This is a genomic window from Glutamicibacter sp. BW80, from assembly GCF_002332385.1.
Classification (GTDB): domain Bacteria; phylum Actinomycetota; class Actinomycetes; order Actinomycetales; family Micrococcaceae; genus Glutamicibacter.
The window spans coordinates 36,143-58,608 of record NZ_NRGV01000056.1 but is presented as its reverse complement, the minus strand read 5'-3'; the positions used below and the strand labels follow the sequence as shown (position 1 = coordinate 58,608).

General features: G+C 67.3%; 10 protein-coding genes. 1 reads left to right on the top strand and 9 read right to left on the bottom strand.

Going from position 1 to position 22,466, the window contains the following annotated elements; translation table 11 throughout:
- Positions 1–332 precede the first annotated feature (332 nt).
- On the top strand, positions 333–986 hold the full coding sequence (locus CIK76_RS15195) for a 4'-phosphopantetheinyl transferase superfamily protein (RefSeq protein WP_141393580.1): 654 nt from the start codon (positions 333–335) through the stop codon (positions 984–986).
- A gap of 26 nt (positions 987–1,012) precedes the next feature.
- Here CIK76_RS15195 and entS read toward each other — a convergent pair whose 3' ends face one another.
- From entS to CIK76_RS15150, 9 genes are all read right to left on the bottom strand, one after another.
- Positions 1,013–2,371: an enterobactin transporter EntS gene (entS, locus tag CIK76_RS15190; RefSeq protein ID WP_176484248.1), complete on the bottom strand. Its 1,359-nt coding sequence runs from the start codon at positions 2,369–2,371 to the stop codon at positions 1,013–1,015.
- Positions 2,368–2,562 (bottom strand): MbtH family protein, encoded by a 195-nt coding sequence (locus CIK76_RS15185; RefSeq protein ID WP_096254737.1) that lies wholly within the window; start codon positions 2,560–2,562, stop codon positions 2,368–2,370. The genes entS and CIK76_RS15185 overlap by 4 nt, the downstream gene beginning before the upstream one ends.
- A gap of 49 nt (positions 2,563–2,611) precedes the next feature.
- Positions 2,612–6,637, bottom strand: coding sequence for a non-ribosomal peptide synthetase (locus CIK76_RS15180; protein WP_096287951.1), 4,026 nt, complete (start codon positions 6,635–6,637; stop codon positions 2,612–2,614).
- Positions 6,637–14,649: a condensation domain-containing protein gene (locus CIK76_RS15175; RefSeq protein ID WP_096287949.1), complete on the bottom strand. Its 8,013-nt coding sequence runs from the start codon at positions 14,647–14,649 to the stop codon at positions 6,637–6,639. Before CIK76_RS15175 ends, CIK76_RS15180 begins: the two co-directional genes overlap by 1 nt.
- A 65-nt stretch (positions 14,650–14,714) precedes the next feature.
- On the bottom strand, positions 14,715–17,990 hold the full coding sequence (locus CIK76_RS15170; protein WP_096287947.1) for an AMP-binding protein: 3,276 nt from the start codon (positions 17,988–17,990) through the stop codon (positions 14,715–14,717).
- 38 nt (positions 17,991–18,028) lie between these two features.
- Complete coding sequence (locus tag CIK76_RS15165) at positions 18,029–18,274, bottom strand: phosphopantetheine-binding protein (protein WP_096287945.1); 246 nt, start codon at positions 18,272–18,274, stop codon at positions 18,029–18,031.
- Positions 18,271–19,611, bottom strand: a complete 1,341-nt coding sequence (locus tag CIK76_RS15160; protein ID WP_096287943.1) for a SidA/IucD/PvdA family monooxygenase — start codon at positions 19,609–19,611, stop codon at positions 18,271–18,273. Before CIK76_RS15160 ends, CIK76_RS15165 begins: the two co-directional genes overlap by 4 nt.
- Entirely contained in the window at positions 19,608–21,257 is a 1,650-nt protein-coding gene (locus tag CIK76_RS15155) for an AMP-binding protein (RefSeq protein WP_096254743.1), read from the bottom strand. Before CIK76_RS15155 ends, CIK76_RS15160 begins: the two co-directional genes overlap by 4 nt.
- Complete coding sequence (locus tag CIK76_RS15150; RefSeq protein WP_176484247.1) at positions 21,254–22,435, bottom strand: isochorismate synthase; 1,182 nt, start codon at positions 22,433–22,435, stop codon at positions 21,254–21,256. The genes CIK76_RS15155 and CIK76_RS15150 overlap by 4 nt, the downstream gene beginning before the upstream one ends.
- Positions 22,436–22,466: the final 31 nt, after the last annotated feature.

The following is a 22,466-nucleotide window of genomic DNA, read 5'->3' as shown; positions in this document are numbered from 1 at the left end:
CGGCCAACGTTATCATAGGCTCACCTTACTCAAAAACGTTCTACTGTGTGTTCGTAATTATTCATCTTTATTGACCCGGTCCTGTCGACCGAAGCCCCACGGCCCAAGCGGTCGCGATTTGGCGCGTTGGATTCGGCGCGCTGGAAGTGGCATGGAAAGAGAATCAGTCGCGTGAGCCGTACCCGATGCGGCAGAATCCGCCGTAGGCTGGAGGTGTGGAACCCGCAGAACATCTCCGCCCCGCCCCGCAGCCCGCTGCACATCTGAGCTATCTCACCGCCACGGTCGACGAGGTCCGGGTCAAGGTCGCCGAGCTGGGGGGCTATGCGCAATTGCTAGGCCCCGAAGCGACCAAGGCCGGCACCTTCAAAGACCCTGCCGATGCCGCGGCGCTGCTCGCGTCCAGGGCGTTGCTGCGTCTGCTGCTGGCCCGGAAACTGCACGTCGATCCCCGCGCTTCACGTTTACTGCAACTTACCCGCCACTGCCCGAAGTGCGGCGTCGCAGACCACGGCCAACCGCGCCACCCGCAGCGCGCCGTATCGCTGTCCCGTACCAGGGAGCTGGCTATGGCGGCCGTGGCGCCTGCCGATGTCCTGCTGGGCGTCGATGTGGAACGTGGGCCGGGGCTGCACCCTCCGGGAGTATTCCCCGGGTTCGATGATGCGGTACTTTCTCCCGGCGAGCGCACCGCAGCGGGTGCCGCGGTGCGCCCCGACGCTCTGCGCTTGACCTTGTTCTCAGCTAAGGAGGCCCTGCTCAAGGCGGCGGGGGTGGGGCTGGCTGTTGACCCGGCCAGTTTCCAGGTTTCCACCGGCCCGCTGGGCCCGCCCGCTCGGTGGTCCCAGGTACACACGCCCGGCGTGGAATCCGGCCCGGTGTACCTGCAGCCAGTGGACGTCGGCCACGGGCATGTGGCTTCACTGGCCTGCACCGCGCCCCTGCCGGTCGAGCGGTTAGAAACCTGGCAACTGCTCGGTTCATGAACGTCAGGGACGACGCCGGAGCAGGCCTATGGGCCGTCAGCGCCCCGGAAGCTGGGATCAGCTTCCGGGACAATGATCTCTTCCGGCGTTTCGGACTCGATCCGGAGTGCGCGCAATTCGCGAGCACTCAATACCACCACGGCGCTGAGGCCGGCGGCTAGCGCGCCGCCTGCAGCGATCGCTCCGCCTGGTCCTAACACCTTGGCCAGCAACGAGAGTAAGGGCCCGCCCAAGGTATCACCCACGGTACCTTGGGCGCTCCATACGGCGCTGACCCGGCCGAGCAACCGGTCCGGGGTGCGCCCGACGATAATCGCATAACGGAATATCTCGGCCAGCACATCCCCCACGCCAGTCAAGGCCATGGCTGCCAGGGCCAATGGCAGCGAACTGGTCAGGCCCAGGGCCAGCACGCCCAGGCTGGAAGCGCACAGTACCACCAGCAGCACTCGGCCTGCGGGCCGCACCCGTCCGGTCCAGCCGCTGCTCAGCGAGGCGAGCAAGGCTCCGGCTGCCGGTGCTGAATACAGCAAGCCGGCGGCTTCAGGTCCCAGCCCCAGCTGGCGCTCGGCGAACTCCGGAATCAGCACGTACGGCGAGGCGCACAGCAGCTGGATGAACCCCAGCAGCATGATCGGGCCAACCACCCGGTCGCGCGCTACATATGCCATGCCCTCACGGGTATCGGCCCATGCCTGCGCGCAGGTGCGACGAATGGCACCGAGTGTTCCGGCCTGCCGGATCTGCGGATCAGCCGCTGCCTGTTCGTCGATGCCCGGCTGCAGTTCAGGCAGTCCCCAGAGCAGGGCCATGCTGGCCAGACTCGCGGCGATGACCCAGAGATACAGCCAGCCCGGGCCGATCACTGCGTATAGCAGGCCGCCCAGGGCGGGGGTGAGCACCATGCCCAAATCCATGCTGATCGCCATGAGCGCACTCGCGGCCGGGAGCTGGATCGGTTCCACCGTGCGTGGCACCGTGGCGGACAGTGCGGTGGCGCTGATGCCTCCAGCCAGCCCATCCACGGCCGCGGCCACGTGGAATGCGGCCAGCATCGGCTCAGCGGCAAAGGCATTAACTGCCAGGAGCGCGAAGCCGGCTATGGCTGAACCGCGGGCCGCCAGGATGATCTTGCGACGGTCCAACCGGTCCGCCATCAGGCCGCCGGACAGTGCCCCCGCGAAGCCGGCCAGGCCCATGACGGTTGCGACCAGGGCGACGTGGACGGACGAACCGGTCAGGGCATAAACCTGTAACGGAATCGCAGTGCTCAGCACGCCGATCCCCGCGATGGATACCAGACGCCCCCAAAAAATCAGGGTGAACGCTCTGCTGCTGCGCAGCGGACCCAGGTCGATTGAATGGCGGCGCAGCCACCGGATCACTGGGCGGATTCCCGCGGTGTGATATCAGTCCAGTGTTCCTGGACGTAGTTATTGGCCGCGTCCAGCTCGGACGGGCCGAATACCTGTGTCCAGCCGGCCGGGACCTGCGCGAAGTCGGGCCAGAGGCTGTGCTGATTCAACTGGTTGACCAGGACGAGGAAACTGCCGTCGGTTCGGTCGAAGGGATTCATGGTTTTGCTCCTTGTGCTATATGGAAAGTCAGGTAGGTCTGTTGACGGGTCAGCTGCCGGTGTGCCCGGCTTCGGTGCGGGCCAGGTCTTCGCGTAGCTGCGGCCCGACGATGCTCAGTGCTGCCGGGCTGGTCATCTCATGGTGCCCAGCCTCGATCAGCTGCTGGGCGAAGGGCCCGGCACTGTACTCGGACCAGCCGGCTGCGGTACGTGCCGGATCGCTGGCGACCACCCCATGGCGGCTCATCGTCGCGGTATACAGTCGGGTGTCCGCTCGGACCCGGTCGTAACGGGCACCGGGCAGCACTCCGACGCTATAGCCATAGGAGTCCATGATTGCCTCCAGCTTGTCGCTGGCGAAGTGGCTCCAGACTCCCTCGGCCTCTGCCAGAAACTCCAGCACATCCGCGCGCTGGTACGGGCTCCTGAGCCACTGGGGTAGCTCGCGCAGCGCCCCGGCCAGCAGAAAGTTCAGTGCTTCCTGCTCCAGCTCGGCGGCGTCCTCCGGGGCCGGTCCTTGGACGGGGTTCACGGTGACCGGGTCCGCATCAAGCAGCGAGAGCGTGAGCACCTGTTCCCCGTCCTTCTCCAGCGCACCGGCCACCATATGCGCCAGGTGTGCTCCGAAAGACCAGCCCAGCAGGTGGTACGGGCCGTGCGGATGGCGATTGCGGATCGCCTGCACCATGGAATCGCGCAACGCAGCCATGTCCTGCGGGGCCGGCCCAGTGAACCTCGGAGACTGCAACGCAATGATTTCGCGTCCACGGCCCAGATGCCCGGCCAACCCGGCGTAGCTCCAGCCCAGGCCACCGGCCGGGTGGAAGCAGTACAGCGGGGCGCCGGCCCCGCTGCCGCCAGCAAGCGGCAGTACCAGGTCGAAGGAGGAATCGGTGCCGGCGGACAGTTTGGAGGCCAGCAGTTCCACGGTGGGCGCCGCTGCCAGAGTGCCCACCGTCAGCGTCGTCTCGAAGCGCGAGCGCAGTAGCGAAACGGCACGCATGGCCTTGAGCGAATCCCCGCCCAGCAAGTAGAAGTCATCCTCCCCGTGCACCGAGTCCACGCCGAGTACGGCGCAGAACACCTCGGCTACCGCGGTCTGCGCGCCGCCAGACGGCGCCCTGCCCGCGATCGGGGCAGGAAGCGGCAGCGCGGCCACATCCAGCTTCGTGTTCGGGGTTAGCGGCAGCTTGCCGAGCAGCACCAGGTGGCTCGGGACCATGTAGTCCGGCAGCTCGCGGCGGGCCCTGGCCCGCACTGCGTCCACCAGCCCGGCGCGGTCCTCCTCGGTGTCCGCACCGGCGGCGGGTACCAGATATCCGATCAACGCCATGTGGCCCTGCGTCATCTGTCGAGCCAGCACTGCGCAGGAGCCGACGCGCGGATCCGCGGCGATCACCGCCTGTACTTCCCCCGGCTCGATGCGGTAGCCGCGGATCTTGATCTGGGCATCGGAGCGGCCGTGGAAGTGCAGCGCCCTGGAAGAATCGCGCGAGACAACATCCCCGGTGCGGTACATCAGCGTGCCCGGGGTGCCATAGGGGTTGGCTACGAAGCGGGAGGCGGTCAGTGCAGCGCGTCCCACGTAGCCATATGCCAGCCCGTCTCCAGCCAAGTACAGTTCGCCGGGCGCGCCCTCAGCGACCGGACACAGCGCGCTGTCCAGCACGTAAGCTTCGGTGTTTTCGATGGGCCCGCCGACCACCGGCACAGCACTGCTATCGGTGCCGGCGCCCAGGGCGTTGATGGTGTATTCGGTGGGGCCATAGAGATTGTAGCCCTCGGACACGGGGTCCGCGCGCAGTGCATCCCAGACCTCGGCTCCCACCGCTTCTCCGCCCAATAACACCAATGCCGGATGGTGCTTCCCGGCTTGGAGCAGCCCCTCGGCCAGCAGCGCCGAGGCAACTGAAGGAGTCACATTAATGACGTCCACGCAATGCTCACGTAGGTAGCTAACCATCTGCGCTGCATCGCGGCGCAGCGCCTCATTCAGCACGTGCACGGTGTGCCCTTCGATGAGCCAGAACAGCTCTTCCCAAGACATGTCGAAGGCAAAGGACACGGTATGCGCGACAACCAGCGGGCGGTCCGGCACCCGAGCGATAGCCGGGTCGAAGATCTCGCGTCGGTGGTTGGCCAGCATGTTGACCAAGCCCCGGTGCGGTACGGACACACCCTTGGGCTCGCCGGTGGAGCCTGACGTGAACATCAGGTAGGCGCTGTCCGCGTGCGAGTAGTCCGGATAAAGCTGAGCAGCTCCTGCATGGCCGGCGACCACGGCATCATCTAGCACCATGACCCGGGTTCCGCAGGCGGCGAGCTTCTCCGTGTCCCTCCATGAGCCCGGCTCCAGCAGTACCGCATCGGCACGTGCGGTGGCGAACATCTTCGCGGCACGGGCATCCGGGTAGGCCTCATCCAGGGGAATGTAGGCCGCTCCGACAGCCATCACTGCGAAGATGGCGGCCACGAACCGGTTCCCGCGCGGCAGGCCTAATCCCACCGTGGAGCCCGGGCCCAGGCCCTGGGCACGCAGCCAGCCGGCGATCGAGCAGACCTCGGCCCACAGCTCGGCGTACGTGAGGGTGTGCGCCCCATCGATCAGCGCAGGACGCTGCGGGTGGGCAGCAGCGGTGCGTTCCAGCAATGCGACCAGTGAATCCTCGCCCAGCTGCCGTGCGGTACCGGCCAGCCCAGAGGACTGCGGCTCGCCCTCGACCGCGGCCAGCACGGTACCCAACGGGGACTGCGCATGGTCAGCCAGCGCGGCCAGGGTGGCGATGACCGATTCCATCAGGCAGCCCGCGGCCGCGGCCGAGAGCTGCTCTCCCTGATAAGCCAGAATCAACCGATAGATGTCGGCAGGATGCACGATGAAGGTCAGCGGGTAGTGAGTGGCGTCCCCGCCCTCGATCTCCACCAGCCCGGTGTCTGTGCTGAGCCTGTCCAGCGCCGCGTCGTCCTCCGGGGTATTGCGCATGACGTAGAGGGTATCGAATAGGGTGCCGATGCCGGCATCCTGCTGGATCGTGGACAGTCCGACGAATTGGGCCTGCAGGCTCTCACCCTGGCGGGTCTGCACCTGGCGCAGCAGCGCATCCACCCGGGTGTGCGGATCCAGCTCAGTGACCACCGGGACGGTATTCAGGAACAAACCAATCATCTCATCCACCCCTGCCAGCTCCGGAGGCCGGCCGGAGACCGTGGAGCCGAAGACTACGGTGTCCTGGCCGGTGAGCCGGCGCAGCGCCAGCGACCAGCCCAGGGAATAAACGGTGTTGATCGACACCTTAGCGGTGCGGGCCAGCGCGATCAGCGCCTCGGTCAGCCCGTCGGGCAGGTCCATCTCAACGACCTCGGGCAGCACTGCGGAACGTGCTGACGCTTCCGGAGCGACCAGGGTGCCGTCGTTAAGACCAGCCAGCAGGTTGCGCCACACGCCCCGGGCGGCCTCGGCATCCTGTTCGGCCAGCCACTGGAGGTAGCTGCGGAACGGGGTCGGCTCGCCCAGGGTATCGTCCCGGCCTCCGGCACGGTAGTGCCGCAGCAGCTCGGTGACCAGCAGTGCGTCGGACCAGCCGTCGATCAAGATGTGATGGTTGGTGACCACCAAGGCGCCCCCCTCGACTCCCAGATCGGCATAGGCGAAGCGGATCAGCGGTGGACGGCTCATCTCAAACTTCGTTTGGCGCTCATCGACCTGCAGTCGTTCGAGCCCGCGAACGGCTTGCGGGTCTGCCGATAGGTCCAACTGGCGCCAGGGCAGTGGAAGGAAAGCGGGGATGAACTGCACGGGAGTGTCGAACTGTTCATGAGCGAAGCCGGCGCGCAGAATCGGATGACGCTCGAGCAAGGTGGCGCAGGCTTGGCGCAGTGCGGGCACGTCCACCGGCCCGGCGAAGCGGTAGGTGGACTGCATGGTGTATACGTCCAGCGCCTCCGGGTCGGCCAGCGCGTGGAAGAGCAGCCCGTTCTGCAACGGGGCCAGCGGCAGCACATCGATGATCTCCGGTTCGGCCTGTTCGGCGTCCTGGATATTGGTGTTCCGGGCCTCGGTAGTTGGCGTGGTCACTAGTTTCCCTTCAACAAATTGGTCAGCGAGGCCATCGAGGCCCCGTCAAGCGTGATCATGGGTTTGACGGCGTCCGCCGCCGGCGCAGAAGCCGCGGGAGCTTTCCCTGGATCCCCGGCAGTATTAGCGACGGCCGTGGCGGCAGGTGCGATACGTTGCACCACGGCGGCCAGATTGGCGGCGATCGGGTTGGCGAAGACCTGGGAGATCGTTGCCTTGTAGCCAGCCTTGCGCAGGGCGGTCAGCAGGGACATGGCGGCCATGGAGTCGCCTCCGGCGGCAAAGAAGTCGCTGTCAGTGCCGCCTACGGGCGGGCGCAGCACCTGCCCGTAGGCGGCGGTCACCGCGTTCATGGCTGCTGCGTCCGCGCCGTGCGCTGCGGCATGCCGGGCACCCGCCGAGGTCAGGGCCTCGCGCGCCGCAGCCAGCCGAGTGGACAGCAGGCGGCGCAGCACCGGCAACGCGGTGCCCAGGGCCAGGCACTCCAAGGCCACGACCAAGGCGGAGAGCACCTGACGGGCGACGGATTCGGGTATTTCAGTGCCGAATTCCATTTCGACTTCCATGAGGTCGCCCACCGAGACACTGACCGATAGCGGGTATTCGGTGGCGTCCTCAGAGTGGATCTCGCCCAGGCGCGGGGCACCGTCCGGGGTGTTGCCCTCGGCTTGCGGATAGTTCTCCACGACCAGCAAGGTGTCGAACAGGGTGCCGAGGCCCAGGGCGCCGGTGATCTTCGACAGCGGCACTCCGGCCGATTCAACGATCCGCTGGCCAGCTGCGTGGGCGGCTCTCAACAACGCCTTGGAATCCTTTTGTTCCAAGTTCATGGCCACCGGCAGGGTGTCGATGAACATGCCCGGCAGCTCGGACATGCCCGGCACGTCGATGGCGCGGCCGGAGCTGACCGTGCCATAAACCGGAACGTCCGTGTCCAACAGTGCGCCGAGCACCAGCGCCCAAGCGGCATTCGCCGCGTCAGCCACCGTGGCCGAGGCCTTGCGGGCGCGATTGGCCAGAGCCTTGTGCACGTGGGCGCCGAGCTCAACACCGATCATCGTAGGCAGCGCGGTATTCTCCGGATCGCGGTGGCGTAATACGTGGCCCGGACGGTCCCCCGTCAACACCCGGCCCCATTGCGCGACCCGGGCCTGGTCGTCGCGCGAGACCAGTGAACGGGCGAAAGCGTCATAGCCACTACCGGCAGGGGCTACCGGCTTCGGGGCCGGGGCGCCCCCAGCGGCTCGCGCGTAGTTTTCGAACAACTCATCCACCAGCGGCGGGATGGACCAGCCATCGAGCAGCAAATGGTGGTTGGCCAGGATCAGCTGGCTGTGCGGCTCACCGGTTTCCGGGTGCTCTCCAAAATCGACCAGTTCCAGCCGCAGCAGCGGACCGGTTTCCACGTCGAAGCCGCGGACCAGGTGCTCGGCGCGGACCGCCTGTGCGACCTGTTGCCGGGACTTCAGGTCCAGCCCGTGGCTGCGGCGCACGGCCACCTGCGGGGTGAGCCCGGCCAGCGGGACGAACACCGGTGCGCCGTCTTCCGGCCAGTACACGGTGGATCGCAACTGCGGGTGTACCGCGGCCAGCGCGGCCGCTGCGCTCCGCAGCGTCGTCGGGTCCACCGGACCGAACAGCTCCAGAGCGGTCAGCGACAGGTAGGTGTCGTTCGGGGCGGAGGCTGCGTGCACGGCCATGGCCTGCTGCACCCCGGTCAGCGGCCAGACGCCCTGGGCTGCGGGGCGTTCAACTAGCAGCCGCGAGGTTTCCGCGGCTGCCATCCCCACGATGTCGTGCAGGGCGCCGGTGGTGCCAATGGCCAGCGGGTCTATCCCGGACAAGGCGACCAGCGCGGATCGTGCGGCATCCGGAAGACCGCGACCGGCGGCGTTGGCTGCGGCCAGCTGCCAGCGCAGCACCAGGTGCGGGCCGTCCACGGCCTCGGTGACGTAGCCGTTCAGTTCCACCGGGTGGGTGGCGGGCAGCGCCCGATGCAGTCCCAGCTCGCTTTCCAGTGCGGCGGCGTCCGCCGCCGGCTGCCACGGGCCTTCGGACACGGCCTCACGCCCCAGGTAATTGACCAGAAGCTGGGCGCTGGCAGCGTCCGCCGCGGCGGCCAGTTGGTCGCCGGCAGGACCGGCAAGGTGGCGCAGCATCCCGTAGCTGGCTGTATCTGTTGGCAGTGTGGCAGATGCGGCGCGTGCCGCACGCACCCAGGCTTCGGGTGCCAACCTCTGGGTGCCGCCGGTTGCCGCGGCGGACAGGCGCAGCGGCCAGGTGGCGGTGAACCACCCCACGGTGCTGCCGACTTCCACCGTGTCGCGGGCGTCGCTGAATTGGACGCCCGCCGGGCGTCCATGGCCTTCGGCCTCCAACAGCACGCTGGTACCGGCTTCCAGCGTGCCTACTACCGCGGCGTGTAGCACGGTGTCCATGCCGCAGCCCTCGCCCAGCGCAAGCAGTCTGCGCGTGGTCTCTGCATCCAAGGTGTGCACAACCTCCTGCGTGTCGGCCACTGTTCCCAGCTGCAGGGAATCCGAGTACCGCATCTGTGCCAGTTCCCCTGCATCCAGCACGGACAGCCAGCGCTTGGTCAGCGTTTGGTCAGCGGCCAGGGTCTGTGCTGCCTCATGCGAGGCGGCAGCCCAGGCGCGGAGGTTGGCGGAGGCGGCCGGTAGGTTCCGGGAGCCCTGGACCAGTCGGCGCAGATCCTCGGTCAGCAGGCGCCAGGAGTAGATGTCCACGGCAACGTGATGCACGGCCAGCGCAAGCACGCCGTAGCCGGACTCAGCCGGGCGATACACGGCTGCCGCCACGCGGCCCGACCGCTCATCCAGTTCCCGGCAGGCGGTGCGCAAAACCTCGGAGAACTGCCGCTCACCGGAGTCGGCGGCCAGCGTGGTCAGTGGCAGTGCCGCGTCGGGCAGCACCGCGGCTCCGGAACCGTCTACCCGCAGGCGCAGGGCCGGGTGGCGTTCGGCCAAGATGGTCAGCGCCCGTTGCAGACTGGTCGCCTGGACGCCAGCGGGCACGTTGAGCACACGCAGCTGCTGGAAGCCACTGCCGTCCGCCCCGGTGCCTGCCAGCAGTTCGCGGTACCACGCCAAGGCCGGGGTGTCCTCCAATGCCCCGTCGGCGGCCAGCTCGGCCACCCGGGTCGGAGAAGCCTCGGCGGCGGCCGCGGCCAGCGCGGCAGCAGTCGGATTGCGATAGATCTCTCCCAGCGAAAGGACCAGTCCGCGGGCGCGCAGCGCGCCGACCAGCGCGATGACGGCCATGGAGTCCGCCCCCAGCGCGAAGATGTCCCGAGACGGGTCCACCGAGTCCAGCCGGAGTACCTCTGCAACGGCCTGGGCAGCCAGCGCGATGCGCGTAGCCTGCGCAACGGTGGACACGACAACCGAAGAATTTTCGGCGTCAACCGAGGCAGGCCCGGCAAAATCGGATTCGGTTCTTGCAGCTTCAACCAGCCGCGCGGAGAGCATCTCCAGACCCAGCTGCTCGGGTTGTAGCTGGATGCCGTCGGACAGTGCGGCCAGCGCGGTGCGCACGGCCTGGGCCAGCGCTGCCGCGGCTAGCAGATCTCCGCCGGCCAGCTCGACTTCCAGAGCTACCTCTTCCCCCGGGGTCAGCGTCAGGCACACCGGGTAGTTGGTGCCGTCCTCGCCTCCGAGCGCAGTGACCTCAAGACCGGAAACGCCCGTTTCCCCGCGTTGCGGGTAGTTTTCCACAACCAGCAAGGTGTCGAAGGGTTCGGCTCCGAGCACCGACTTGATCCGGCCCATACCCAGGTGGGCTGCACGAGCCAACGCGGTGTTTTGTCGGCGGGCCTCATCCAGCAGCTCCGTGCAGGGGGCTCCTGGACGTGGCTGCAGACGCACCGGGGCGGTGGTGATGAACATGCCGATCATCTCATCGATGCCCGGAACTTCCGCATCGCGGCCGGAACGGGTGGCTCCCAGCGCTACGTCAGCTGTGCCGATTACCGTGGCCAAAACGGTGGCCCAGGCGGCCTGGGCGGCGTCGGCCAGGGTATGCCCCGAAGCACGAAGCGCGGCAGAAAGCTCCGCGGTGGGCTGCGCCTGAAGGTAGGCGGTGGCGCTCACGGTGCCTTCGCCAGCGCGGGTCAGCGCGGCCAGCGCAGTGGGTGCGCCGAAGCCGGCGAACTCGCTACGCCAGGCATCCTCCAGCTCCCGGGAGCTGGTTTCCAACTGGGCCAGCCACTGAAGGTACCCGGTCATCGGGCGCGGTTCGGACAACCCGCCGCCAGCCAGCAGGGTGTTCAGTTCGCCGGTGAGCAGCGCGGTGGACCATCCATCCACCAGCAGATGGTGCAGGCAGAGGACAAGTTCCCAGGCGCTGTCCGCGGTGCGCAGCAGCTTTCCGCTGGCCAGTGGTCCGGTAGCCAGGTCCATCGGCTCTGCGCGCAGGGCTGCCTCGACCCGGCCCACCGCGGCGGACACATCGGGCTCGGACCGCAAATCTGCGGCCTGCAGCTTCCAGCGCATCCGGTCCAGGATAGCCAGGCGCGGGGCGGGCAGGTCGTGCTGGAAGATCACGCCGCGCAGCTGGGGGTGACGTGCGGCCAGCGCATCCAGTGCGTGGGCGATCTGCGCGGCACCGGGCAACGAGGCTTCGTCCGCGGCGGCTATGCGCCAGCGCGTGGTGGTCTGATACGTTCCGTCGGTTTCGCGCTCGTGGTGCAATACCATGCCCAGCTGGGTGGGGGTCAGTTCCCACACGTCTACCACGTTGGCGCCCAAGCTGGCCGCCCGGGCGGCCAGCACTGCGGCGCGTTCGGCGCCCAGGGCGGCCAGCCGGCCGGTGGCGTCGGTGCTATCGGGCGCGGCCTCAGGCTGCCGCGCTTCAAGTTCGCGGGCGATGCCCGCCAGCGTCCCGGCGGCCAGCAACTTCGCCACGGAGTAGCCGTAGCCCTCACGGTGCAGCCCGGCAATGACTTGGATCGCGGCGATCGAGTCCCCTCCCAGTGCCATGAATCGCTCCCCCGGATCCGGTGCGCAGGACAGGCCCAGCACGCGAGTGACCACCGCGGTCACCGCGGCCAGTTCGGCGCCCGGCGCCTCCGCGGCTACGCCGGATTCCGCCGGCGCAGCCGCGGAGGCACCGCCGAAGTCCGGGGCAGGCAGGGCACGGGTATCCAGTTTGCCGCTACCGGTCACCGGCAGCGACTTCAGCAGCACCACCGCGGCGGGCACCATCACACGCGGCAGCTTGAGGGCGCAGGCGGTGCGCAAGTCGGCGGCCAGCCGCGGATCGCCCACGGCGGCCGGGTCAGCCGGGACCACCCAGGCCGCGAGACGTTCTCCCAGCCGCGGGTCCTCGACCTTCAGCACCACGGCACGGCGTACGGAGTGCTGGCCGGTCAGGAAGGACTCGATTTCTCCGGGCTCGATGCGCACGCCGTGCAAGGAGATCTGTGCGTCGGTGCGGCCGAGCAGCGCCAGCTGCCCGTCCGGACGCCGGACCGCGGCATCGCCGGTGCGGTACAGGCGCTCCCCCGGGGCGAAAGGGTGGGCGGTGAAACGAGCGGCGGTCAGCGCACTGCGCGAAAGGTAGCCGTCGGCCAGCTGCGGACCGGCCAGATAGAGTTCGCCCACGGTGCCCGGGGCGACCCGGCGCAGCAGGGAATCCAGGACCAGCGCCCCGGTGGCGCCTACAGGTCGGCCGACCACCGGTTGCTGCGCGTCAGTCACGGCGGCGGCAAGTGCATCCACGGTGGCTTCGGTGGGGCCGTACAGGTTGTAGACGGCGGAACCGGACTCGCGGGCCAGCTGTCCCATGCGCCGCCACAGCGCGGCGGGGAAGCTCTCGCCGCCGGCCACGCAGATTTCCGGCAGTCTGGTCATCGCTGCGCTGGAGATTACCGCATTCCACAGGGTCGGGGTGAAGTCCAGGTAGGCGATGCGGTGCGCGTCGACGTAGTCGGCCAACGCGAACGGGTCCAGGTACTCGTCCTCGGTCAGCAGATGCAGGGTATGCCCGGTGAACAACGCCAGGAAGGCATCCCAGTGTGCGTCAAAGTGGAAGGCGGAGGTGTGCGCCACCTGCAGGGTGCGATCCGTCGGGTAGAGCTCGCGCTGCTGGCGGGCGGCTAGGTGGGCCAATGCGCGGTGAGGCACGGCCACGCCCTTGGGCTCGCCGGTGGATCCGGAGGTGAACACGATGGCGGCGGTAGCCGCTGCCTGCGCGGCGAACGGCGCCGGGGCCGAGCACGATCCCATCCCGGTGGCGCGCAGACCCTCGCCATCCCAGATCAACGCCGGGATGGCGAGGTCTAGCGCGCGCTCGACGCGGGCGGCGGGCCATCCGTTGTCCAGCACCATCAGGGTCACGGCGCTGCGCAGCGCCGCCAGGTGAGCCACCACGATATCGATCCCGCGCGGCAACCGCACGGCCAAGGTCCGGTGGCCGGTGGCGACTGCCAGCAGTCCGGCCAGACGATCCGCGGTGTCCCTTGCCAACGCATCGAGCTCCGCGTAGGTGTAGCTCATGCCGCCGACGACCAAGGCGGTGCCTTGCGGTGCGGCGGCGACCTGGCGGGCAAAGAGCTCGGGCAACAGTGGCTGAGGCCCGGCGTAGTCGCGGGCGGAGGTCTCAAAGCCGGTGACCTCGGCCGGGTCCATGAGCTCGACGTCGGCGATGCGGGACTCGGCGTCCAAGGCCAGTGCGGTGAGCCCGCGGACCAGGGCCTCTGCCAAAGTGGCTGCCACGTGCGCGGGGACTCGCCCATCGTATTCCAGTTCGAGGTGCCAGCTGTCCCCTGCACGCACGTGCACGTTGACCGGATAGTGGCTGGAATCGCCGGTGGCCTTCAGCGTGGCCTCCAGCTCATTCAGCGCGAAGTGACCCCGAGCGCCAATGGCTTCGAAACTGAGCAGCGACCACGCCAACTCGCCGGTTCCGGACAGGGCGCGCTCAATGCCCGGCACGCCAAGGTGCTGGTGCTCCAGGCTGCGGTTCCACCACTGCTGCTGGCGCACCGCGGCGCCCAGCAGGGTCTGCCCAGGCTGGTAGTCGCCGGCGGCGAGCACGGTCTCGGTGAGCATGCCGCAGACGGTGTCTGCGTCCGGGCGGGAGGGATCGCGCAGGGCCACGGGCAGGGCGAAGATGTTGCCGGTGGTACCGGCCGCGAAGTCCGCGGCCAGGGCCCAGGCGGTCCGCAGCGCGGTAGCGGGCGTGAATCCATGGGTCCGGGCGGCGGCGTTCAGTGCGGCGACGGTGGAGCTGGGAAGCTCACGGGTTTCGCTCGCCTGGCTGGTGCCGGCCAGCGCTTGCGCGCCCAGGAAATGCGGGCGCTGCCCGGTTTCGGCATGGGCCAGGCTCTCGGCAAAAAATGTGGCAGCGGCCTCTCGATCCGCGGAGGCGATCCAGCCCAGGTGGTCGGCGTAACTGCCAGTGGCGGCGGGCAGGTCGGCCGGGGCCGAGGCGCCGCGTACGGCGGCCAGCTCTCGCAGCCACTGGCCCAGCAGCAGCGGCATGGACCAGCCATCAAGGACAAGATGATGCGCAGTGATGACCAACTCATGGGACTTGGACGATTCCGAGACCAGGGCGAAACGCAGCAGCGGAGGCTCCTGCAGGTCGAACCCGGCCGCGATCTGCGCGCTTGCCAGGGCCTCGACCTCCAGCCCGGTGGTGAATGCCCGGGCGGCCAGCTCCTCGTCCCACGGCTCTACGAAGGAGACCGGGTCCCCAATCTCGTCCAGCAGGAAGCCTGCACGCAGGTTTTCCACCCGGCGTAGCAGACTCATCGTGGCGGCGCGGGCCTCGTCCGGGTCCAACGGTCCTGTCAGCTGGACCCGGCTCTGACCGACGTAGGGGTCGGTTGCCTGCGGATGGTCCTGGAGCATCAGCGTGTGGGCCACCAGGCCGCGCTGCAATGCGGTGGTAGGCCACCAAACCAGCTGGGCATCTCGTGGGGCGGGCGCCGGCCCGGTGTCGGGCAGGCCGTGGGAATTTTCGACGTCTTGTCGGGTCAGTTCGATCATGGGGTCCTTTGGGCTGCGGTTTATAAGGCAACGAGGTCAGAAGATGTGTAGGGAAGCTTGCGCGCCTAGCGGCGCGGGCGGCGCTGGCTCAGCATGGCCGAAAGCCGGCTGCGGGCCGCGGCATCGAGCTGCACCAGATCCGCCGTGCCGGCCGGCTCGTTCACGGCGACCGGCTCCGGGGCCAGCCCAGAGATTTTGGCCGCAATCCCGCCGACGGTGCGCTCAGTGAAGACTGCCCCCACCGAGGAGGAGTAGCCGGCCTGGCGCAACGCGGAGACCACCGCGATCGCGGTGATCGAGTCCCCGCCTTCGGCGAAAAAATCCGATTCGACACCCAGCGCATGAACCTGGATGCCCAGCTCCGCGGCCATGCAGGCGGCCACGGCCCGTTGTTCCGGACCGGTCGCCGGGGCACTGACTGGGGCGTTGGCCGGTCGGGGATCTGGCAACTGACTCTCGTCGAGCTTGCCCGTGCTGCCCAGCGGCAGCCGATCGATGGGGGTCAGCGCATGCGGAATCATCTGCGGCGGCAAGACCAGACAGAGCGCGGCACGCCACCTTTCGGTGTCACCAGCCAGCATGGTTGCCTCGGAATTCGAGGGAACCACCCACGCCAGCAGCTGCGCTCCCCGTGCCCGGACCACGGCGTGGGCGATTCCGGGCAGCGCGGCCAGCGCCGTTTCCACCTCGCCCACATCTATCCGGTAGCCGCGGATCTTGACCTGGCCGTCATCGCGGCCCAGAAAACGCAGCAACCCGTCGTGGCCGAGAACCGCACGGTCCCCGGTGCGGTACATGCGAGTGCCGTCACCGGCAGGATCTGCCACGAAACGGGAAGCGGTCAGTGCCCCCTGCCCTAGGTATCCGTGGGCTTCCTGTGGCCCCGACAAATACAGTTCCCCGGGCAGGCCGGCCGGTAGCGGCCGCAGCGCGGAGTCCAGCACCGCTGCCTTCAGCCCTGCCAGAGGGCGGCCGACCACCACATCGGGGCTCTGCGCCACGTTGGCGACCAGCGCGTCCACGGTGAATTCGGTGGGGCCATACAGATTTTCCACGATGAGATCATTCAGGTTCCGCAGCTTCTCCCAGAGCACCTGGCTGCATCCTTCGCCGCCGATGGAGAGCCGGCGTACCGGGGTTCCGGGGTCGAACAGTCCCGTGTCAAGCAGCGGTGCGGCCAACGACGGGGTCATATCCATCCAGGTCATGGCGTGCTCGCGCACCTGAACGGCGAGCGCTTCGGGGTCGCGGGCCACTTCGTGGCTGATCAGGTGTACATGATGGCCCAGCGCCACCCCGAGCAGGGTGCACCAGGCCCCGTCGAAGTGCAGTGGCAGCGACTGCGCGATCTTCTCCCCGGCCGCATCCACGAAACCGGCATGCCGGTGGTATCCGGCCCAGTGCGAGAAGGCTTCGCGGGAAATCACCACGGCTTTGGGCTCCCCGGTGGAGCCTGAAGTATGCAGCAGGTAGCTGGGCGTAGAGCGGGGAACGGCAGCTACCGGTAGCGTTCCGGTCGCCACGGGCAAGACGGACGGATCCAGCACCGGATAGCCGGCCCACCCCTGCGCATCGGTGGCCAGCACGAGCGGGGTTCGCGGATCTTGGCCGGCCAGCCGTGCGGCGATGCGCTGGTTGCGCTGCGCTGGAGCGTGCGGATCCAGCGGGACACTGGTCGCGCCGGCCTTGGCGATACCGAGAATCGCGGCCACGTAGTCCAGTCCGCGCTCCAGGCCGATCAGCACGTAGCGCCCGGTTGCGCCGCCGTTCACGTGCGCCAGCACGGCGGCGGCGATCGCGTCGGCCCGGGCGGCCAGTGCCCGGTAGCTGAGCGTGACACCCTCGCAGGTGATCGCGGCGGCTTCCGGAGCGGCGGCTGCACTCGCCGCGAACAGTTCCTCGAGCACCGCCGGGGCGGTTTCGGCCGCGGCCGGTCCGGCAAGCGTGGCCAACGCGGCGTCCGGCGCCAGGGCCAACGTGGCGTGCCGGGTTGCCGGGTCCGCCGCGGCGAGCTGCTCCAGCAGCAACCCGTAGGTTTCCAGCAGCACCGCAGCGTCCGCCGTGGCCAAGGTCCCTGCCGGCGCGGTCAACACCGCCACGATTTTGCCGGTTTCGCGGTCCGGCAGCAGATTCAGGCAGATGTCGTCCACCGGCCCCTCGCACAGGGCGTACAGCGACACGGAGCCGCCGGGCACGCTCAGCGGCACGTCGAAGGCCTTGATGTTGATCTCGGTGCCGGTCAGCGTGGTGCCGGAACCGACCAGGCGCAGATCGCGCATGAGCTGCTCTGAGCGGTACCGGCCGTGCCGGGAGAGCTCGGCCCGGGCGGCGGCCACGGACTCTAGCAGCTCTCCCACAGTCCCAGAGGGATGCAGGTCCAGCACCAACGGCAGCACGTTGATGGTCGGAATGGCGCATAGGGCCGCAGCCCCGGTGCGGTTCATGGCCGGTAGCCCGATGATCGTGCGGCTGGCGCCGGTCAGACGGGCCGCCAACAGGGCGTGCGCGGCGATCGCGGCATCCGCCCAGGTCGCCCGGGTAGTTTCGGAGGCAGTCGGGACCGTACCGGAGAAACGGCCCAGGGAAAGCGGGCGTCCAGTCAGGCGCAGCCGTGCGGCGGCGGACGCGTCGGGGCGCTGCCCGGCGGCGCCGAGCAAGCCGGCCAGCCGCGTGGGGCGATAGTCCTGCCCGTCCCCTTCCAGTCGGGCGTGCCAGTAGCCGCGGTCACTTTCCTCCGCGGCAGATCCGTGGTAACGGACTTCCGCGGCAAGCACCTGGCCCGGTTGCGTGAAGGGTGTTTCCGGGACTGGGCTCCCGGCGGCCAATGCCGTGTAATGTTCGGTCACGCGGCGGGCGAGCAGCGTGATGCCGTAGCCGTCGAAGAGCACGTGGTGGGCGACCAGCACCCACACCGCTACCGGCTGCAAGTCCGTATCCAGGCTAGTCAGCAGCAGTTGTTCGTGCAGTAGCCGCGACTCCAGGGTGATGTGCGGTAGATAATCGGCGCGCAGCTGTTCGGCCAGCTGCCGGTCAGAGTCGCCGGTGAGCTCCCCGCGCAGCACACCCGGAGGCAGCAGCCGGGGCCCGGAGGGGACGGCTGGGCCGTCACCGGGCACTAGCGCCATGTGCTCCGGGGCGAAGCGGGATCCGAGCCACGGCACCTCCGCCAGGGTGCGTTGCACCGCATCGGCCAGGGCGGCGGCGGAGATACGGCCACGGAAGACCAGGGCGTCGCCGACGGAAAAGTCCGCGGAGCCGGGGGCTGCGAGTTCTGCGTGAACCATACCGGCTTGGGCGTCGGTCAACGGCACGGTGCGCACGGTGTCGGGGGCGAGAGTCATAATCGGTCCTTCGAGGAGCTTCGGCTGGGAGGTGGGCGTCAACGAACCGGGGCTGCGTCCAGCACGGCCGCGACCAAGGCTTCGACGTGTTCGCTGGCGGCCAGTCGCGGGAAGTCGACATTTGCGCCGGCGGCACGCCAGAGCTCCACCAGGTTCATTAGGCGGATCGAGTCGATGCCCAGGTCTGCTAGGGCATCGCCGGGTTCGACCTCGTCCGCGGACAGCCCCGCGCAGGCTCCAAGGTCAGCCCGGATTCGCGCTTCGGTGAGTTCGGCGGTGCTCATGCGTGGGCCTTTCGGTGTGCGGTCGGTTGGGTAGCCGCAGGGCCTGCGGCAAGGATGGACTCGAGGATTTCCCCTGCACGCACTGCCACATTGGACAGCAGCGTCGCAGAGATTCCGTGCTGGTGCTCGGTCTGCCCCACCAGGAAGAGCTTTGAGTCATCAGGCAGAACGGTATGTGCGCTGTAGTCGCGGCGGGTCGTGGGTCGCCCGAGTTCGTCCCGCACCAGCATTCCTGCATGGCTGCCCAGCAGCGTGGTCGGGTCCAAGGCACGGTATCCGGTGGCGAAGATCGCCACATCAACCTCGAGCGTTCCGCTGCCGTCGCCCAGCCCCTCGGCCAAGCCCAGCTGCACTGCCGGGGTTCCGTAATCTTCGCGTACCGAGTTCACTCTTGCTGCTCGGTGCCAATTCAGCCGTTCGGCACCCAGCCACTTGTCGCGGTACTCCAAGTCGTAGAGTGCGGCAATAGTGTTGGGGTTGACCACGGAATTGTTGGTGTTCCGGTGCGCTTCGGTGAGCTCCTGGCGGACCTGGGGATCCGCGGCGTACAGCTCGTCCACGGTCATCGGGTCGAAAATCCGGTTGGCGTAGGCCGACGCATCGGAGGGGATCAGCCCGAAGCGGGAGATCACCGAATGGATCTGTGCTTGCGGACAGCGGTGGTACATCTGCTCGATGACCTCGGCTGCACTCTGCCCGCCACCGATCACCGCTACGCAACGAACGGCCGCGGTGTCCAGCACGGCGACGCGTTCCAGGAATTCGGCACTGTGCCAGACGCGCGCCCCGGAGCGCACGCCAGCGGGAAAGACTGGCTGCAGTCCTCCGGCGAGCACTACGTGCCGGGCGGCCACCGTGCGCACCCCTGACTCGTCGGCGACATCCACTTCATAGCCGGTGATACGCCCTCCGCTGGTGCGCGGCACCACACGGACCACTTCGGACGAGTAGCGCACGTATTCCGACAACTGTTCGGCAGCCCATCGCAGATACGCCACGAACTCGATGCGCAGCGGCGCCATGGAACCGCGGTTGAAAAAATCTTCCATCCGGCCCTGGGTGTGCAGGAAATTCATGAAGGTCAACTCGCTGGTGGGATTGCGGAAGCTGGACAAGTCCTTGGCGAATGCCACCTGCATGCTGGCATCCTCGAACAGCAGGTTCTTGTGCCAGCCGGGCTCGCTGGCGCGGTCGAGGAACAGGGCCTTTAAACGCAGCCCGCGCCCGGCAGCGCGATTGTGCTCGTGGATGGCGGTGGCCAGGGCCATGTTGCTCGGCCCGAATCCCAGGCCTACAACGTCGTATGTCTGGTCGGTGGTTATTTCGGGGCGGCTCATGCTTCTCCTTGCGGTGAGGTGGCGCCGGGGCGCAGGGTATTGCGGCTGATCTTGCCAATGTGGGTCTTGGGTAGTTCGCCGACTATGGTGATGACGTCTGGTATGTGGTGTTCTGCGAGATGTTCAGTGCGCATCCATGCCCGCAATATCTTGGCACGAGTGGGGGTCGTACGGTCACGCGGTACCACGTAGGCATGCGTTCGTTCGCCCAGTGCCTCGTCCGGCACTCCGACGACTGACACATCGTGAACTGCGGGGTTCCGCAGCAGCACGGCCTCGATCTGCTCTGGGCTGATCTTCTCGCCTCCGCGGTTGATAACGTCCTTAGTCCGTCCCACCACAGTCAAATATCCACGGGCATCTCTCACGACGATGTCCCCGGAGCCGTAGAAGCCATCCGGGGTGAAGCACTCCGCGTTGGCCTGCGGGTTGTTGTAATAGCCGCGGAAGGTGTACGGACCGCGGACCCAGAGGTTGCCGGGGGTGCCGTCCGGTACCGGTGTTCCCGCTGAGTCAAGCACCAGCACTTCGTCGGCCACGCACATCGGCTTGCCCTGGGTGGAAACGACGGTCTCCGGATCGTCGTCCAACCGGGTATAGCAGACCAGACCCTCCGCCATCCCGAAGACCTGCTGCAGTGCGCAGCCTAGTTCCGGGGTTATTCGTTCGGCCACACCGCGGGACAGCTTGGCGCCGCCCACCTGCAGCAGCTGCCAGCTAGACAGGTCATAGCGATGCTTCTGGGAGGAGTTGAGCCAGGCCAAGGCCAGCGGTGGCACTGCGGCCACTACGGTGACCCGATGCTCGGCGATGAGGCTGAAAATCCTCTCGGCGCTGCCGTCCAAGGCGCAGACCACTGTCCCACCGGTGGCGAAAACCCCCATGTACCCTGGCGAACTAGCCGCGAAATTATGCGCCAGCGGAATCCCGGATAGATAGACAGTGCCATCATCCAGGTTGCAGATCTGCGCTGATCGCTCGAAGGAATAGGCGTAATCACGGTGTGTTTTCGGAATCAGTTTCGGTCGGCCCGTGGTGCCACCTGACAGTTGCAGAAAAGCCGCGGCATGAGCGGGGCGGGGACAACCGGCGCGTGAGACTTCCCGGCCCGCTGCCAGCAGATCCAGGCCTTGCTCGTACAAGTCCTCGGCATATACGACAGACAGCAAGGGCAGTCGGTTGGCAAGCTCTGCGCAGAATTCCTGCGGATCCACGCCAGGGATTCGACTGCTGGTGATCAGCATCTCCGCTTCCGAAGATCGGGCCAGATGCTCCAACTCGCTCGCGCGGTGCGAATGCACGGCGAAGACCGGGATGGCCCCCAGCGAGATGACCGCATACACGGCGTCAAAGAATTCAAGCACGTTAGGCACGTGAATGATGACTCGATCGCCAGCGTTGATTCCGCGGGCAGAGAGCGTGGCTTGCGAAACATCAATGCGGCTGATCAGTTCGGCGTAGCTGATCACTCGTTCCTCGTCGATCACCGCAGGGTGGGCTCCCCGGCGCATGGCAGTTTCGCGCAGGACTCGATCCAGCGTCCGCCTGCCCCAGAAACCATCGGCAAGATACCGCTCGGCGAACTCGGCAGGGTAGGGAATGACACCGTGCAGCATCGGATCATCGGCGACCAATGGTTGTTTCATAAGCTGCTTCCTGCCCGGTCAACGCCCAAGGCGCAAAGCATGGTTCGAAATTTCGCGGCTGTCTCGCTGTGTTCATCGAATGGGTCCGAATCTGCGACGATTCCCGCTCCCGCATGCAACGTCGCCCGATTGCCGTTGAGCACAGCGCTGCGCAGCAGCAGCGCCCATTCGCCTTCACCGTCTCGGTTCATCCATCCCACCAGTCCGCCATAGAATCCCCGGGCGTCTGGTTCCAACTCTGAAATCAGTGCCTGGGCGGCCGCGGTAGGGGATCCGCAGATGGCAGGAGTCGGGTGGATGGCCAGTGCGGCGTCCAGGGAACCGAGCCCTTTGTACAGAGAGGCCCGAATCAGGGTTCCAAGATGCCACATTTGACCGGTGGGCAGCAGATCTGGGCCGGAAGGCACGATCAAGTCCTTGGCGACGCTGCGCAACGCCGTGGAAATATGCCGAACAACAAACTCATGTTCCGCTAGATTTTTCGCAGATCCAGCAAGAACTGCCGCCGCCTTCTGGTCCTCGGTTCGGTCTGTGAGCCGCGGAGCTGATCCAGCCAGCGGATGGCTGGTCAACTGGCCGCGGAGCACGCCCGCGATGAGCTCCGGGCTGTTGCCGACGATGCTTGCCTCTTCCTGAGGCAAGCCGATCGTGAAACTGTGCCCGGCGGGATTCTGCTGGTACAGCCGTTGCCAGACCGATTCGGGGTTCCACTCTTTGTCGGCGAAAACTTCCAACGACCGAGCAAGGACGACTTTCTCCACGGTGCCTGTTTTAATCCGGTCAATGGCAGCACCGGCTGCACAAATGAATTGCGGGTTGTACTCACCAACGACTTCGGCGACCGTCGACGTTTCCTGCCCACCATGCGTTAATCCACGCATCGGCAAGTCTTCCACCTGCTGCGGGACAAACAGAAAAGGGTCGGCGGCGCGGTCGAACGGCACAACGCCAGCCAGGATACTTCCCGGAGGTTGCTCGGCAAGCAATTGGCGCGCGGCCGGACCGAGGCCCAGACGTCTTGCCCTCTCGGCATCCAGGGTCGCCTTGATGCCATGACCAATCAAGGCTCGTCCGTAGGAGGCGAACCTAAATGTTGCTTCGTCGGTTCGGGGCGTAGGGGCTGACGGATCTTCAACCGCGGTTTCTTCATGATGGTTTTCCAGAAGCTGGGCGTTCATGCTCTTGAGTCCTTGGAGGGTAGAGAAATTG

Bases quoted from the DNA above. Each gene is read 5' to 3' on its own strand.
- CIK76_RS15170 (WP_096287947.1), bottom strand. From the start codon at position 17,990: ATGACTCTCGCCCCCGACACCGTGCGCACCGTGCCGTTGACCGACGCC.
- CIK76_RS15165 (WP_096287945.1), bottom strand. From the start codon at position 18,274: ATGAGCACCGCCGAACTCACCGAAGCGCGAATCCGGGCTGACCTTGGA.
- CIK76_RS15155 (WP_096254743.1), bottom strand. From the start codon at position 21,257: ATGAAACAACCATTGGTCGCCGATGATCCGATGCTGCACGGTGTCATT.
- CIK76_RS15185 (WP_096254737.1), bottom strand. From the start codon at position 2,562: ATGAATCCCTTCGACCGAACCGACGGCAGTTTCCTCGTCCTGGTCAAC.
- CIK76_RS15160 (WP_096287943.1), bottom strand. From the start codon at position 19,611: ATGAGCCGCCCCGAAATAACCACCGACCAGACATACGACGTTGTAGGC.
- CIK76_RS15175 (WP_096287949.1), bottom strand. From the start codon at position 14,649: ATGATCGAACTGACCCGACAAGACGTCGAAAATTCCCACGGCCTGCCC.
- CIK76_RS15150 (WP_176484247.1), bottom strand. From the start codon at position 22,435: ATGAACGCCCAGCTTCTGGAAAACCATCATGAAGAAACCGCGGTTGAA.